Annotated in this window: 15 protein-coding genes and 1 pseudogene; all 16 read right to left on the reverse strand. The window is 59.7% G+C overall.

Features of this window, described 5'->3' with window-relative positions; translation table 11 throughout:
* Positions 1–62: 62 nt before the first annotated feature.
* Complete coding sequence (locus AC07UI_RS10035) at positions 63–1,532, reverse strand: sensor histidine kinase (protein ID WP_494992341.1); 1,470 nt, start codon at positions 1,530–1,532, stop codon at positions 63–65.
* A 214-nt stretch (positions 1,533–1,746) separates the two neighbouring features.
* On the reverse strand, positions 1,747–2,343 hold the full coding sequence (locus tag AC07UI_RS10040) for a type II secretion system protein (RefSeq protein WP_494992342.1): 597 nt from the start codon (positions 2,341–2,343) through the stop codon (positions 1,747–1,749).
* The gene (locus AC07UI_RS10045) at positions 2,318–2,692 is read right to left on the reverse strand and encodes a type II secretion system protein (RefSeq protein WP_494992343.1); all 375 of its coding nucleotides are present in this window, start codon (positions 2,690–2,692) and stop codon (positions 2,318–2,320) included. The genes AC07UI_RS10040 and AC07UI_RS10045 overlap by 26 nt, the downstream gene beginning before the upstream one ends.
* Before the next feature lie 4 nt (positions 2,693–2,696).
* Complete coding sequence (locus tag AC07UI_RS10050) at positions 2,697–3,167, reverse strand: type II secretion system protein (RefSeq protein WP_494992344.1); 471 nt, start codon at positions 3,165–3,167, stop codon at positions 2,697–2,699.
* A 3-nt stretch (positions 3,168–3,170) separates the two neighbouring features.
* Entirely contained in the window at positions 3,171–5,015 is a 1,845-nt protein-coding gene (locus tag AC07UI_RS10055; RefSeq protein ID WP_494992345.1) for a type II secretion system protein GspD, read from the reverse strand.
* Positions 5,012–5,533, reverse strand: coding sequence for a hypothetical protein (locus AC07UI_RS10060; protein ID WP_494992346.1), 522 nt, complete (start codon positions 5,531–5,533; stop codon positions 5,012–5,014). Before AC07UI_RS10060 ends, AC07UI_RS10055 begins: the two co-directional genes overlap by 4 nt.
* Positions 5,530–6,081, reverse strand: coding sequence for a GspMb/PilO family protein (locus AC07UI_RS10065; RefSeq protein ID WP_494992347.1), 552 nt, complete (start codon positions 6,079–6,081; stop codon positions 5,530–5,532). The genes AC07UI_RS10060 and AC07UI_RS10065 overlap by 4 nt, the downstream gene beginning before the upstream one ends.
* Entirely contained in the window at positions 6,068–6,613 is a 546-nt protein-coding gene (locus tag AC07UI_RS10070) for a PilN domain-containing protein (RefSeq protein ID WP_494992348.1), read from the reverse strand. Before AC07UI_RS10070 ends, AC07UI_RS10065 begins: the two co-directional genes overlap by 14 nt.
* Position 6,614: 1 nt before the next feature.
* Positions 6,615–7,418 carry a hypothetical protein gene (locus AC07UI_RS10075; RefSeq protein ID WP_494992349.1) on the reverse strand — a complete coding sequence of 268 codons (804 nt, stop codon included), beginning with the start codon at positions 7,416–7,418 and terminating at the stop codon, positions 6,615–6,617.
* Positions 7,399–9,111: a GspE/PulE family protein gene (locus AC07UI_RS10080; RefSeq protein WP_494992350.1), complete on the reverse strand. Its 1,713-nt coding sequence runs from the start codon at positions 9,109–9,111 to the stop codon at positions 7,399–7,401. The genes AC07UI_RS10075 and AC07UI_RS10080 overlap by 20 nt, the downstream gene beginning before the upstream one ends.
* An 83-nt stretch (positions 9,112–9,194) precedes the next feature.
* Complete coding sequence (locus AC07UI_RS10085) at positions 9,195–9,728, reverse strand: response regulator (protein ID WP_494992351.1); 534 nt, start codon at positions 9,726–9,728, stop codon at positions 9,195–9,197.
* A 257-nt stretch (positions 9,729–9,985) separates the two neighbouring features.
* Positions 9,986–10,309 (reverse strand): peptidylprolyl isomerase, encoded by a 324-nt coding sequence (locus tag AC07UI_RS10090; protein ID WP_494992477.1) that lies wholly within the window; start codon positions 10,307–10,309, stop codon positions 9,986–9,988.
* Between the two features lie 244 nt (positions 10,310–10,553).
* The gene (locus AC07UI_RS10095) at positions 10,554–11,225 is read right to left on the reverse strand and encodes an SCO family protein (protein ID WP_494992352.1); all 672 of its coding nucleotides are present in this window, start codon (positions 11,223–11,225) and stop codon (positions 10,554–10,556) included.
* An 11-nt stretch (positions 11,226–11,236) separates the two neighbouring features.
* A complete protein-coding gene (locus tag AC07UI_RS10100; protein WP_494992353.1) occupies positions 11,237–13,033 on the reverse strand; it encodes a cytochrome D1 domain-containing protein in 1,797 nt (598 codons plus the stop codon).
* A gap of 274 nt (positions 13,034–13,307) precedes the next feature.
* A pseudogene (locus AC07UI_RS10105) lies at positions 13,308–14,302 on the reverse strand (ISL3 family transposase); the annotation flags it as partial.
* 137 nt (positions 14,303–14,439) lie between these two features.
* Positions 14,440–15,048 carry a lytic transglycosylase domain-containing protein gene (locus AC07UI_RS10110; RefSeq protein ID WP_494992354.1) on the reverse strand — a complete coding sequence of 203 codons (609 nt, stop codon included), beginning with the start codon at positions 15,046–15,048 and terminating at the stop codon, positions 14,440–14,442.
* Positions 15,049–15,140: the final 92 nt, after the last annotated feature.

A 15,140-nucleotide genomic window follows, 5' to 3' on the forward strand; every position in this document is an offset into this window, starting at 1 on the left:
CAGACTAAACAACAGGGGAAAAAACTGGGGAATGGGCCCCATAGGCGGGGAAACACTTACACCTAAGTTGAGCAACCGGTTTCTGCTGCCACCTTGAATCGCAGGCTCACGCAAGTGCCCTGCTGTTCACGACTGTTCAAGGTGACCGAACCGCCGAAGCGCTCCATGATGCGTTTGACCAGCATCAAACCGACCCCCAATCCGCCCTGCTTGGTGGTATAGAACGGCTTGAACACCATGCGTTTCTGTTGCGCACTCATGCCATTGCCCGTATCGGCGAGGGTCAGCAACAGACCCCCGGCGTTTTGCTGGATCCCGATGCTCAGCACCCCGCCCGCGCTCATGGCCTCCAGCGCGTTGGCGATGACGCTGTTGAGTATCTGACTGAGCAATACCTCCTGGCTGAGCACCAAAGGCACCTGCGCGGGTTCGAAGTTCACCTGAACCCCGGCTCGGGCGATCTGTTGTTCGAATGCCTGAAGGCTGTCACGCACGGTGGCCACCAGATCCACCGCGTCGGCCTCTTCATTGAGCGGGCGTAGCGACTGTAGGAGCTCGCGAACCCATTTCGACATGCGGTCTACCTGGTTGACGATGTCGGTGATGTTCTTGTGCGCCGGACCGGTTTCAATGCCTTGTACCAACTCGGCACTCGAGCGAATGGACGCCAATGGATTTCGCAGGCTATGGGCGACCGCCGAGGACATCTCGCCGAGGGCGACGAAGGTTTCATTGGTGATCAGTTGCTTCTGCTGTGCGGCCAGCAAATCCGCGGCGCGGCGCATGAGCCAATGCAGACCGAAATAGATCAGTGCGCCACTCAGCAGCGTCGCCAGCCAGACCAGGATCAGCCCGCGCATCATTTGGATAATCAGATCCTTGGGCTCCTTGTAGACCTCGACCATGACCATGACCTTGTTCTCGTCGACATCGAAGAGCGGAACGTAGTTCTCGATGAAAAACGAATCCGGGACAACCGGAAATTTCCGCTGCGCCCGAGCGTTGTCGCCGTCATGGTAGCTGATGAAAACATTGGCCTTGAGACGAAAGGCCTCCTCGAGATCATCGTCATCGATGATCCGCTGGCCAATCAACTGCGCATTGGTCGACCAGATGATCGTCCGGTCGGGCGCGTAAACGTTGGCCAGCAACACGTCCGGCAAATGCTCGACATGGTCGAAAAACTGCCAACGCGAGTTCATCCGCTTTTGCACGACGATGTCGGGGTAGTCCTTGTCCTGACGCGGATCGAGCAACTCACCCATGGTCCGCAGGTCCGGTATCGAGGTGTACCGCACCTCCGTCGAAGCGATGGCCTGGATGAACTGGGCAGTCAGCAACGCATCACGCTGGACACATTCAACCACCACAAAGCGGGTGGAGAGCCCCCCCAGCACCACTACCACCGAGCCAACGACGACCAGGCTTACCCAGGAAAACCAGCGCAGCAGGATGAAGCGCTGTTGCGCTTCAGCGGGTTGCTCTTTGGTCGCTTCCGGATCGAGCGAGGCAGCGTGCTCGTGTGTCTGCATGATGGATGTCCGGGGGCATTTGCATTGGTTATAGCTCAATGCGCAGCGCTGCGTCGGCTTGGTCCGCCCCCGCTTGTCCCCCAACCCGAGGGGGCAGCCACCCAGTCCCGGCGAGACTGCGCCACGCTCCTACAGTGCCGCGAAGGCTTGAGTACAAGGGTTTGCGGTTAAACCCGCGCATTTGTATGAAGCTGCCGACTCCCCTTGTCAGGACTCAGGGGCTCTGCGGACTCAATGGACTGGACGGACTCAATGGACTGGACGGACTTAACGGACTCAGCGGACTCAGCGGACTGGACGAGCCTGTCGCCGCGCCACCCGCGTTGTCGACAAAGTCTTTTTGCGCGATGAACTGCCAGTCTGAGTAATGGTTCATGCCGTTGAAATCGACCCACTCGGCGGGAAAGCCAGCCTGCTTCAGCGGCTGCTCCTGGGACTGGCTGTAGACACCGGTGATGCGGTTGTCGAAACCACGCAACAAACCCCATTCACCGGTGCTGCCGATCGGGTCCGGATAGAGCCGGCGCAAGTGCCGTTTGGGGGACGGAAAGCGGTGATCTTCGAGTAGTTCTTCCAGTTTTTCAGGGTACTGCGCCAGGCCCGGCGAACTGCGGTAATAACTGAGCAGCGCCTGGGCGTACTGAGTGCCGACCCAGAGCAGTTCACGCTCGTGGTCGCGGCGGGCGACGTTCGACCAGACCTGGCCGGTGCTGGCCAATGCCGCGCCCATCAAGACGATCAAAAACAGCATGCCCAGGTAAGTGAACCCCTGTTGACGTTGCCCACTACCACTGCGAATAGAGGCTGCCATCACGCGCCCTCCCGGTGGCTCCGCTCTTGACGTCGGCGACCCCGCCGGCAACACCGGCCGGTGGTGACACCAGTACCCAGAGATCCTTGCGTTGAGTGATCGGGTCCAGCGGCTGGCTGCGCAAGTAGCGCTGCTCCACCAACTGGTCGATGGAATCGGGATAACGCCCGGTGTCGCCGTAGTAGTGATCCAGCGCCTCGCGCATCACCGCCAGGCTTTGGCGCAATGTGGTTTCCCGGGAGTTTTCCAGGCTGGTGAAGTAGCGCGGCACGGCAATCGTCATCAGCGTGGCGATGATGGCCATGACCACCATCAACTCGATCAGGGTAAAACCTTTGCTCTGGCGCATACCTTCACCACTCTTTGTAGGCGATGTCGTTGAGGCCCTTGCCATGGGCCAGCGAATACACGTCGAATACGTCTTCGCCTTCGTGCGGGCTCTGGGCGGAACTGCCATAGGAGCGCAGTCCCCAGCCGTCCTTGTCGTTGTGCTTCGCCGTGACGAAGGGATCGCGCGGCAGACGTCGCAGGAAATAGAACTTGGCGCCCTTGGCGCTGCGCACGTCACGCACGCCCTCCACCAGCACCTGCAGGCTGGGCGGATAGCCGTTGCTGCTGACGGATTTTTCGATGTACCCGGCATCGGACGCACGCTTGTAGGCATCGATGGCATCGCGAATCTGATACAGCGCGGTCTTCAGTTCCTGCTCCTTGCCCCGCCGCACCACGGTTTCGGTCAGGGGCGCAGCGATACCCGCAAGTAGCCCGATCAGCGCCAGCGTGACCACCACTTCGATCAGCGTGAACCCTTGGCTGCGTTTCATGATTCAAGGTCTCGCAGTAGTACGCATTGCTGCCAGCGGTGCGGCGTCAGTGGCCGGCCCATTCGACTCGGACGGTTCCTTCGAGCGGTCCAGGTTCTGGGTATGCATGCTGGTCTCGGTGCCGGTCGGGAACTCCATGTCCGAAGGGCTTTGGTAAGGCAGGTTGCGCACAATCCGTGGAGTGATGGACAGCACCAGTTCGGATTTGCCCACCGAATCCTTGTTGCTGCCGAACAGCCGGCCTAGTCCAGGAATGTCACCTAGCCCTGGAATCTTGTTGCCGGTGGCGCCATGATCATTGCGCACCAGGCCGGCCAGCACCTGGGTTTCGCCATCATGCAGACGCAGGGTGGTCTGGGCGTTGCGGGTATCGATCTGGACCGGGATCGTGCCCTGACGGGTCGGTTCCAGCGGCGTGGCGTTGCTGACCTCGAGGGCGATCTTGATCGCCACTTCGTTGTTCAGGTGGACGATGGGGGTTACTTCCAGCTTGAGACCGACATCCAGGTAGGTGACGCTCTCGGTGATCACCGGCCCCTGGGTCGACGGCATCGACGTGGCGCTGATGACCGGCACCCGCTGACCGATGTGGATACGGGCCTGCTCGCGATTGCTGACGCGAATCACGGGACTTGCCAGGGTATTGATGTCGTTGTCCTGGGCATTGATCTTCAATTGCGGTGACGGCGACATGGAGATCCGGCCGGAATTTATGCCGTGCAGTTGGTTGAGAATGCTCACCCCGGTGCCGTCGCCGTTGACCACGCCGAAGGTGTTGGGCCATTGCATGCCAAGGTCGAGAATGCGTTGCCGGGACACTTCCAGGACCTCGACTTCCAGCACCACTTCGGGGTTGGACTGATCCTGGGACTGGAGGAGTTTTTCGGCCATGCGCACCGCATCGGGGGTGTCGCGCATGCTCAGGGTATTGAGGCGCTCATCGACGAATACATCGCGAGTCTTGAGCATGGTCTTGACCATGTTCAGCGCCGTGTTGGCGTCGATGCTGGTCAGGTAAAAGGTGCGCATGACCAGCTCTTGATAGTCTTTGATCTTCTGCGGTGAGTCGGGGTAGATCAGCAGCGTGTTCTCGTTGACCACCTTTTGATGCAGTTGATTCTGTTGCAGCAGCAGCGCCACTGCGTCTTCGATGCGCACATCGCGCACGAAGATGGTGGCTTTCATGTCCGGACGCATGTCCTTGTCGAAGATAAAATTCAGGCCTGCGACCTGGGACAGCACCTCGAAAATGGTCTTCAGGTTGGCGTCACGAAACTCCAGAGTGACCGGGCGATCCATGCGCATGCGCAGTTGCGGATAAGAGACAACGTTGCGGCTTTGTATCTGTTCGATGCTGCGGCGCAGTTCCAGTGCGCTTTCGTTTTTCGGATCGAGGGCAAGAATGTCGTGAGCCTGACGCTGGGCACCGATCACGTCGCCACGGCGCAAGTCGGCTTGCCCCTGACGCAGATAGTCATCCACATTGCGCAACTGATCGAGCTGATGCAGTGAATCGAGGGCACGAACATTATTGGGTTCGATAGTCAGCACTCGCCCGTAGCTCTGTCGTGCAGAAGCGAAGTCACGCTTGGCACGATCCTGATCGGCCTCGGCCAGCAGCGCCTTGACCGAACGGGCATGGCCCGCGCTCAACGCAATGTTCAGTTCGGTATCGCGGGGGTACTTTTTCAACCCTTCCTCAAAACGGGCCAGTCCAGCCTCGTACTGACCATCTTCAATCAGGGCCATGCCCTGTTTTCTGGCGGAGGTGGCACCGCATCCGGCCAGGCTCACGCAAACCGCGAGAACCAGGCAAGGCATGGGCGAGACCCAACGGAGAGACTTCATTGTGCACTCCCTACAGACAGAGTCTGGGACAGATGCAAGGGCAGGTAGACCAGGCTCAGCTCCGTGGCGGAGATGTGCTCGATCCGATAGGTATCGTCGATAACGTCGCCTAGCCGCACGACGTAGAGTTTTTCGCCGCTCTGCAGGAACACCTGCAGGTCGCTGCGATCGTCCATCCGACCGATGAATTGAAAAGGCAGTGGCGGTGCGCTCGGTTTGACTGTCGCTTGCAGTGCTGCAGCCGCTTGTTCATCGGTCAGCGTTGCCAGGGTTGGCGCTGGCTTCCAGCTCTTGGCTGCAAACAGGTCGCGGGTCATGTTCAGGGGTTTTGCCGAAACGGCTGCTGCCTTGTCCGCCGCTGCGCCGGAGTGAACCTTGCCGGCGCTGGCCGGTGCTGCTGCGATTTTTGTCGCCTCGGGCGGATTTTCCCCGTCGTTGAAAAACATCTCCGGCCCCCAGGCGAGCGCACCGGTGATCGCCAGGAAAGCTGCCCAGCCAAAGGCGCGTTTTCTGTTCATTTGGACCTCGACAGATACAGAGTCATGCGGATACGCCCGGTCAGTTCACTGTCGTCGATCCGCTTACGTTGAAAGTCGACATCCTCGAGCACCATCGCCGGCAACTGACCCAACAATTCGTGAAGGAAGCGACGCAGTTGCGGGTAGCTGCCGCGTACCGGCAGGAGAACCTGATAACGCGCCAGATGCGTCTTCGGATCGATCCCCAGGGCGTACTCGCCGCGAGACAGGGTGATGTTCTGTTCGGCTGCCAGCGCATAGATCCGGTCGATGGCCACCGTGGCTTCGGGCTGCGCCGGCAACTGCCGGTGAAACTCGTCCAGTTGACGCTGGGGCACCACGGGCGCGCTGGCGCTGCCCTGTTCGATACGCACCAGATAGTCACCGGCTTCAAGACTGCGTTGACGAACGTTTTCCAGGGCCTGCCAGCCAGGCAACAAGCCCAGCACCCCGAAGGCCATGGCAAACACCATCAGCGACGCACCCGCAAGCCCGGGCCAGCCGAGGCTCTGCACATACTCGTGGACGATCAATCTAGGGATTGCCATCGCTGATCTCCCAAGTGGCCGACAGGTTGAACTGCACTGCGTGATCGGGCGATTGCGCGAGGATTTCGTGATTGAGCAACGACACGTCGCTCAGTTGCGCGCTGCTCTCCAGACGCCGGTGAAAATCCAGCATGGCCTCCAGATTGCGCGCCTCGGCACTGATACTGATCTGGCCCTTGTGCGCATCGGGAGTCAGCGAGAGCAACGCGACATCCTCCTGCGGCAGCGACTCGAGCATGGTGAATAACCGCTCCCAAGGCCTGCGCATTTGCTGTGAGACCTGGCGCATCTGCGCCAGATTCTGTTCCTGTTCACGGCTTTCGGCAGGCGTCAGGCCGGCCTTGCCGGGAACATCTCCGCCCAATTGGTGCTGGGCCTGCTGCAGCTGTTGCTGCTGGAGTTGTTCCTGTTCGCTGAGGTACCGATACAGTGCGGCGCAAGCCAGCACCAGCAAGACAGCGGCGAGCAGCAGGCTGAAGCCGAGAACCGGAGTGTGCCGACGAGGCTGGAAGTCGAGCAGTAAGGGGCGCATGTCAAGCCACCGCCCGGGACATAGTGAACAACACATCACGCATCAGCACCGGACTCTGGGGCTCGACACACAGTTGCACGACGGCCAGAGCCGGCAAATCGTTCAGACGTCCCGGTGCGTGCAGGTAAACACTCAAGGTCGGTGCGTCAGGGTTGTCTTGCAGTTCGCACTGACGAGCGATAAGCGCCGTCAGGGCCTCGTCGCTGTCGGCGCACCCCATCGAATGCACTGCGTGCCACTGACCGGCACGCTTGAGCAGCAACACACTGCGCAGCGGTTCAGCGACCACAAAAAGCAAGTCGCCCCGCCCCAATTGGCGGTGGAACCGGTTGAAGGCTGTCATCAGATAAGGTTGGACTGAACACAGACGAAGACCGCGTTGAGTGGCCAGCTCCCGCAACCTCAGCAGAAGCTCCTGCGGCAGCGCCGCGGCGACCCGGCTTGAGCCCGCAGCTTCGGGAGATAGCGTAACGCTCCAGCGCTGCGCCGACACACCGTAGATCTCGTCGAAGCAGGCCTGGGCATAAACGAGTAATTCCTTTGGACTACTGATCTGTGCGCTCCAGGGGATCAGGCAGTAGCGTTGGTAATGCGCCGACAGCACCACACACAGTTCAGCGCCCTGAGTGGCTTGTTCGCCGAGCAGGCGCTCCAGAGTATCCACGGCCAGTGACCAGTCTACGTAGCGCTCGCCGATCAGGCCAACGCTGCCCAGCCAATGGTTTTCATGGCCATGCCGGTGGCACAGACCAATACCGTTGGCACCCAGCACGGCGATATAAAGATCACGCGATAAAAGTGACACGATTGATCTCCTCCAGTGTCGTGCGCCCTTCGCGCACCAGTTCCAGCGCCGAGCTGCGCAGTAGACGCAAGCCTCGGCTGCAGGCCACAGCCTTGATTTTCGACAGGGGTTGGCGCTCGACAATGAGCTGACGGATTTCGTCGTCCAGGTGCAGCAGTTCTGCGATGGCGGTGCGCCCGCGATAGCCGGTGCCCCGGCAATGACTGCAGCCGACGCCGTGGACAAAGCGGTAATCGGCCACGGCCTGCGGGTCGAGCCCGCAGGCCAGCAGCTCCTCGTTGCCCGGCGTACGCGGGACCGCACACGCCGGGCACACCAGACGAATCAAACGCTGGGCCAGCACGGCATTGAGCGCGGAAACGAAGCTGTAGGGGTCGACCTGCATCTGACTGAAGCGGCCGATGACGTCGAACACGTTGTTGGCGTGAATCGTGGTGAACACCAGGTGCCCGGTGAGAGCCGACTGCACGGCAATCTGCGCGGTATCGGGGTCGCGGATTTCGCCCACCATGATCTTGTCCGGGTCATGACGCAGGATCGAGCGCAGGCCGCGAGCAAACGTCAGGCCTTTCTTTTCGTTGACCGGGATCTGCAAGACACCCGGCAGCTGGTATTCCACCGGATCTTCGATGGTGATGATCTTGTCTACGCCGTGGTTGATCTCGGTGATCATCGCGTAGAGCGTGGTGGTCTTGCCGCTACCGGTGGGCCCGGTGACGAGGATCATTCCATAGGGTTCGGCGGCCAGTCGGCGCAGGCTGCGCAGAGTCTCATCGGCGAAACCCAGGGCCTGCAGCTGTACACCGCTGACCCGGTCGGCCAGGTCCTGTTTATCGAGGACCCGCAGCACCGCATCCTCACCGAAGATGCTCGGCATGATAGACACCCGAAAGTCGATCTGCCGGCCGCTGATGCCGATCTTGAAGCGCCCGTCCTGAGGCACGCGCTTCTCGCCGATGTCCAGTTCGGCCATGACCTTGATCCGCGAGATGACCTGGTCAGCGAACTCGCTGCCTTGAACCTTGCTGATGTTGTTGAGAACGCCGTCGACCCGGTATTTGATCACCAGCCCGTTACCGGTCATGCCCAGATGGATGTCGCTGGCATGTATTTTCAGCGCATCGTAGAGCGTGGAGTTGACCAGTTTGACGACGGCGCTGGCGTCTTCGCTGATGCTGGTCAGCGACAGGCTGTGCAGGTTGTCTTTGTTGTGATCGTTGCTGCCGTCAGCCTGGGCATCCAGCGCATCAACGGCGTGAAAGCTTTCTTCATGCCGGGCCAGGCAAGTCTTGAGGTCAGCAGCATGGACCAGAAAGAGGGGCGCACCTTGCAGGTAATCATCGATCCTGGCAAGGCGCGCCGGGTCGAACGGGTCGGCAAACACGCCAAGCAATTGATCGCCATGCTGCAACAGAATGAACTCGTGCTTGAGCGCCTGGGCCAGGCTGACCCGATCGAACAGTGGCGTGGCCTTGAACAGGCTTGCGCTGTCGAGTATCGGGTAATGCAGGGTTGTGCCCAAACACCGGACAAAGGCTGCCGGGTCCAGTTCGCTAAGGGATTCCAGCGTGTGAAGGGCTCGCTCGCCAGAGCTGGCGGCAAGGGTTCTGGCCTGAGCCAGTTGCTCACTGGTGAAACGCGACGGCGCACGAACGGCCGATGCCGGCTCGGCAGCCAAAGACAGAAACTCCATGACCTGCACTCCAACGTCCCGGGGGCTATTGCCCATTCGGCGCGGCAGGTCATCGGCGGGGGCCTTGAACGCTTATCGCGCCACTATTCCCCGGTAAGCAGTGGCTCGTCGTTGACTGGTGGCGAGGGCGACGACATTCGTCTGCGATCCGCCAGTAACCAGCTACCGTCGTACAACTGCAGGGGGAAATTCTCATTCCTGCTCTGACGTCGTTCGACAAACCCTTCCGACATGTTTGCCCCTGCTCGAGGCTCGCGGCGTATACCCACCAGGTCACAGACTGCACGGGCCAGTTCCGCCAACGGGAACGGTTTGAACAGGATATGGCTGACACCCAGCTGCACGGCGCGCTCACAGACCTCATTGGTCGGATGCGCAGTAATCAGCACGAAGTGGCAGTCCCTGTGTTGGCGGACAGCGTCGAGCACCTGAAAACCGTCCATATCGGGCAAACGGAAATCGAGCACTACAACATCGGGTGAAAAACCCTGAACCATTGCTACGGCCTTTCCACCGTCATAGGCGACTCGGACTTCCAGGCCTTGAGCCTCGAGATACGCTCCAAGGTTCTGCGCCAGGATCTGTTCGTCTTCGACTACCAGTACTTTGTTTAACAAGGCAGACTCCTTGAAACTGTTCAGGTCCGATGTCGAACCTGGGAGTGCGTGCCTTACTTAGGCTTACGCACGCTTCATGCCAGGCTTGACGCTGGATTTATGCTCTTGATTTCATAAGAAATTTTTTTCCGCTGTAGCCTGCTTCCCCCAGAGCTGGGGAAGCATGCGGGCCTGTCCAGAACCTTTCCCCAATGTTGGGGGAAGCCTGAGTGATCGTCTATCCGTTTGAGAGCAGGCCTCAGCGATCGTCAATCTGTTCAACATGACTCACCTATCGCAAACGCGCCAGAGCATTCTTTTGCGCCTGGGTCAGGGCCTGCCCGGCCAGCCAGATAGATCCTGGCCATGGCAAGCCTCTGCTGCCGTTCGACATCCTGTCGGGGTTGATTGTTCTCCATGATAATCAACTGCCAGCCAAACTTTGTTTGCGCCGGATCACTAATCTCTCCCGCTGACAGGGAAAAGACCATGGCCTCGAACTCGGGCCCCCTCGTTGAGCGCGAAAAATAGCCAAAATCCCCACCTTTATCATGATCCGGCCTTGCCCCAGGGGCGTCGTGTCGAGCGGGACATGGGGCCACCAAATAGAACTGCAGTAGCTCCAGATCGACGGTGACAATACGCGCTCACCTGCATCACCGCATGGTGCTCGGCAGCAAAGTACCGAGCCGAGGCGTCAGTTCGCCCCCCGCGGCCGACATGCTCAGGCAAATCAGCAGAATCATGCACCGGCGGGCCGTGAGCCACATGGCGTTCACCTGTTCTCAGCGCCCGGCTACAGGCCGGGTGAGCAATTGCTCGAAGCAAACCACCAGGCTGATCCAGTCAAAAAGTCTCATGGCTGGACTCCTGGGCGATGGCGGTTGGCCTGGCATGCAAGCGTTTCTGGCTGAGCTGGTCGATCTCTTTGAGCAGCACTGCCGGATCCGTGAAACCGTAAAAACGAGTCCAGTGGGTGCTCGTACCGTCCCCCACGAGAATCAGCGGTGCATGATTTTCGAAGTTCCCATCGCCACTGCCCAGCCCCTCGAGGGTCGCAGCGATGGCCCCAGGCGCACCCGTCAGCCAGCTCCAGCCCGGCCCGTCCTGAAACTTGCGGGAATAGTCGAGCAACCGCTGCGGACTATCGTGCTGCGGATCGATGCTGATAGACACCAGTTGCACCTCACCTCCGGCCCGCCTGCCCAGTTGTTTTTGCACCTTGCCCATGATTGAGGACACCAGCGGGCAGACCGTGGTGCAGCGGGTGTAGATGAATCCCATGATCACGATGCGGTCGCCCACCAGGTCTCGTTGCAGGCTCACCGACCGACCGTGTTGATCGATCAGCGGCACGTCGACGATTTTCACCACCGCCCCCTGGGGTGAGACCACCGGTGTACCGTGGCTGGTGTACTCGCTATGGTCCTCGGCTGAATGGGCCTGGGCCAGGCTGGTCGAGAGAGCCAGTGTCAGCGTGCAGAAGGTGAGCAAGAGCCGTGAGGTCACTCGTTTCATGATGACGCTCCTTAATAGGTAGACCGGCAGGTTGTCGCGGGTAACACCCGCAGGCTGGTGTAAGTGTTGGTGCCAAAGTCCACCCCCAACGAAGCCGCTCGCTCATGCAGGTACCACGCACCGGCCTTGTCCAGCCCCTCGCGGGACTGGAACCGATTACCCAGCGACACGGTGAAAGGCCCAACCTTTGGCATAGCCAGGCACTGCTGTTGCGCTGGGTTGGGCTCGACCTGTGCCGTGAAGCAGTGAATGATCTGCGGCTGGTTGATCAGAAAAACCACGTCGAAGCGCCCTGCTGCCGGCAAGCGCACCCGCGTGCTGTAAACCCCGGGTTCGACTTCGTGCAGACTGCGATCGATCACCATCGCCGCCCGGGCGGTATGACCGCGGTTGGGGTAACCGGACATCGGCGCGTTCATACCTTCGGCGTAGAAATAGGTGGTGTTATCCACCGGGTTGACGACGAAGACCGAGTTGTCATCGCGACCCGGCGCCAGGCTCTGGGCCAGCGGCAGGTCACCCGCCTGATGCGGTGCCGCCGGCCCCGCCTCGAAGTCTTGGCTGATGGGCTCGCGGTCCTGCCCCAACGAGCCCAGATTGACCATCGTGACCTTGGGTGAAGACAGCCCGCGGATATAGGCGTATGCGGCGGTGAACGTCACTTGATAGGGTTCGTCGGCCACCTCCAGGCGATGGATCAATGTGTCGCTGGCCGCGTCGATGACCAATGCGCGGTCTTCCAGGCTATTGAGCACAAAAGCAAAGCGCCCGTCGCGGATGAAACGCATCGGGCCTAGCCCCTGACTGTCCTGAATGACTTTGCGCAGCGCCAGACTGTGGGCATCGATCACGCTAATGCTGCCATCCTTGCCGTCGGCCACGTAGACCGCTTCGGACAATGCTGAATAGGCCACGGACAACGGATGCGGTCCGGTGTTGATCTGCCGAAGCAGCTTCAGCGTCGCAATATCGATAACGCTCAGAGTGCCGCTGTCGCCGTTGCTGACGAAGGCGTAGTGCGAATCCTTGCTGAAGGCGATCTCATGGTGACCCACACCGGTTGCCAGTTGCGCGAGGGGCTTGAGTGAATAACTGTCGATCACCGTCACGCCGCTACTGCCGGCATCGTGCGTGTCATTGCCAACCCAGAGCAGGCGTTCGTCCGGTTGCAAGGCGACCCGCAGCGGCTCGACCCCGGCAGCCACGTTGCCGGTCACCTGGAATTGCTCTGCATCGATCACGGCGATCTGGCCCGCCGCTGGCATGGAAACGAACACACGTTTGTTGTCGCCGCTGCTGATCCAGTCCATCGGTGGCTGCTTGAGCTCGATTTGCATCGGGGTGCTGGTGGTGTCCACCGAATCCGACGGATCGATCACCGTCAGGCTCGCGTCTTTGTTCAGCACCAACAGGAAGTCACGGGTGAGGTCAAGCAACGGTCGCGCACCGACGCTGCCTTTGAGAAACTTCTCGACCCGTGATTTGCAGCTGTTTTTTGGTTCGGTGTGGCTCAGTCCCAGCAGACCCGGATCGAGCCAGGCGCCGGGCGCAACGCCCGACAGCGGCTGACCCGAGTTACTGTCGGTAACTCTGAAGCGCACGTCGGCGAAGTCACCTTCGATCAGCGTGTCGTCGCCATCAATCGGGCGTATCTGGAACTCGATGGCCACGCCATCGCGAACCAGACGCTGCCCCTCAGGGCCGGCATGCGCCGACGCTACGTCGTGCCGAATCAATAGCCATCCACCCAGACCAACCACCAACAACGCACTGCACGCTGCGATACATAGTGGGGTTGTTTTATTCACGTCCTGCTCCTTGAAACGCTGGTTCCGAGTGGCTGTATTCGCCTCGGGAAACAGCGGCATTGGTACCGGCCCGGCAGGGAGCCGCTCAGCAGGATGAGCAGATTGAGCCGTTCGGTTGGGTGGGTCCCTTTCATGGTGGAGGGCCTCGCGTCGCGTTCATCGGTGAAATGGACGCAGCAATCACCATGCCAATTAATTTTTTATTTATATTCAATAACTTAAGTAAAAAAACTAACGTTGACTGGGTGAACCTGCCCCCCAAAAAAATGGTTCTCCACGGATTACCGGGAAAGACGCTCTTGATCTTCATGAAAAAGAACCCGCTATCCCGGTAACCGTACGCCATCCGCTTGATGACCTTTATTCGATTGTTTATTCCTTCCAACTGCCCCGTGTGCATCGGCCAGCGAACCCGACTTACGATGCCCCGCCAGTAATTCTTTAGCCGTTTGGCGAACTGGACCAGCGCAGGTATCGCGCTTTCATGGGCGTGGCGCAGCCATTGCTTCCAGGCCGATCTCCAGCCCCAGGCAGTACTCGGCGTCCACAGCGTTTTAAGTTCGGCTTTCATCAGACAGGTCGTCATCAACGCCTGATTAGCCGCCAACAAATCCTGCAAGCGGACCTGCTGTTCCGGCTTTTTCAGGTTCTCCGGGTTGCGCAGCAGCAGCCATCGCGCTTGCTTGATGACCTTACGAGCAGGCTTGTCATGACGCAGCCGATTAGCTTCGTCGACGCGGACCCGATCAATCACCTCTCGGCCATATTTGGCCACCACATGGAAGAGGTCTAGACCACTCGTGCTGTGGGGCAGTGCTGGCGAACCTCCAGGTCAAAAGCGGTGTTCATGTCCATCGCCACTGCTTCGATTCGAGCGCACCCCTCGGGTCCCAGTTCTTCGAAAAATGGCCTGACCGCCGCCCGGCTGCGGCCTTCGCCAATCCACAGCACGCGTCGTGTATCTGCATCCAGGACAACGCTGGCGTAGCGATCCAGCCAACCGACGGCCTCCATGCGTTTGCCACAGTCACGACAGCCAACACGCCTGAGCAAAACGCTGAGGCGCACGGCACGACCGAGAATGGGCAAATCACGAACGATTCGTTCGCAATACTCATGAGTAGTTGAACAAGGTTTTTGGCTCCCGCCACAGGAAGGGAATCGGGTGGCGTGGGGAATCAGATCGATCTGTAGCGCGTCACCATCAGGCTTGATCGTGACGACAGAAAAGCCCTCCCAAAACGGAAGGAAAGTATTAATATCGCGCATAACAACGCCGATTTGTTAGATGTGTTTGCTCGCACGAACATCATCAATCAAATCGGCGTTCTTGTTTCTGTGTTTCCCGGGATTCCGTGAAGAACCAAGAAAAACCGGTTTTCAGGAGTCCCCACATGTGGGGAATGCTACAGCGGCGAGTCGACCGCCAACCCCTGCAAGCGCCGGTACTGACGAAGCACGCTGGGCACGTAACGCTGGGTTTCGGCGAACGGTGGAATGATCCGACCGCGGCTGAGCACAGCATCGGGGCCAGCGTTGTAGGCGGCCACGGCGAGTGAAATATTGTTGTCGAACATCACCATCAGACGCTTGAGGTAGCGCGCCCCGCCCTGGATATTGGCAGCGGGATCGAGCGCATCGGTTACCCCCATTTCCCTGGCAGTCCGGGGCATCAATTGCATGAGCCCCACTGCACCTTTGACCGAGCGTGCATCCGCGTTGTAGTGCGACTCGGTCTGAATGACCGCATGTAACAGGGCCGGCGGCAAATCGTTGGCTGTAGCGGCAGCGGCGACCATCTCGGCATAGGGCATCTGCGCGATCATTTGCGGCTTCGAAGAAGGCGCTACAGCCGCCACCTTCGGCTCGCTGATGACCTTTTCATAGTGGTGTCCCGGTCGATAGACATTCGACAGCTTATAAGCACCGTCGGCTGAACGTGAGACATAAATGTCCGCCTGGGCAGCGCAGGTCGTGGCTAGCCAGACCAGTAAACCCGTTGTCAGTACTCGCATGCTCGATTCTCCCTCGATAATCCCCGTTTTTTGGGGCTGTTGCCCCACTCACCAGGATTCTCAAGGGGTCACGCAAGCTCTGTGCCGCACTG

Source organism: Pseudomonas sp. GW821-FHT04C07, from assembly GCF_059420325.1.

Excerpts from the sequence above, each read along its gene's own strand:
- AC07UI_RS10055 (WP_494992345.1), bottom strand. The coding sequence starts at position 5,015 with ATGAAGTCTCTCCGTTGGGTCTCGCCCATGCCTTGCCTGGTTCTCGCG.
- AC07UI_RS10065 (WP_494992347.1), bottom strand. The coding sequence starts at position 6,081 with ATGGCAATCCCTAGATTGATCGTCCACGAGTATGTGCAGAGCCTCGGC.
- AC07UI_RS10045 (WP_494992343.1), bottom strand. The coding sequence starts at position 2,692 with ATGCGCCAGAGCAAAGGTTTTACCCTGATCGAGTTGATGGTGGTCATG.
- AC07UI_RS10050 (WP_494992344.1), bottom strand. The coding sequence starts at position 3,167 with ATGAAACGCAGCCAAGGGTTCACGCTGATCGAAGTGGTGGTCACGCTG.
- AC07UI_RS10040 (WP_494992342.1), bottom strand. The coding sequence starts at position 2,343 with ATGGCAGCCTCTATTCGCAGTGGTAGTGGGCAACGTCAACAGGGGTTC.
- AC07UI_RS10095 (WP_494992352.1), bottom strand. The coding sequence starts at position 11,225 with ATGAAACGAGTGACCTCACGGCTCTTGCTCACCTTCTGCACGCTGACA.
- AC07UI_RS10035 (WP_494992341.1), bottom strand. The coding sequence starts at position 1,532 with ATGCAGACACACGAGCACGCTGCCTCGCTCGATCCGGAAGCGACCAAA.
- AC07UI_RS10060 (WP_494992346.1), bottom strand. The coding sequence starts at position 5,533 with ATGAACAGAAAACGCGCCTTTGGCTGGGCAGCTTTCCTGGCGATCACC.
- AC07UI_RS10080 (WP_494992350.1), bottom strand. The coding sequence starts at position 9,111 with ATGGAGTTTCTGTCTTTGGCTGCCGAGCCGGCATCGGCCGTTCGTGCG.
- AC07UI_RS10070 (WP_494992348.1), bottom strand. The coding sequence starts at position 6,613 with ATGCGCCCCTTACTGCTCGACTTCCAGCCTCGTCGGCACACTCCGGTT.
- AC07UI_RS10110 (WP_494992354.1), bottom strand. The coding sequence starts at position 15,048 with ATGCGAGTACTGACAACGGGTTTACTGGTCTGGCTAGCCACGACCTGC.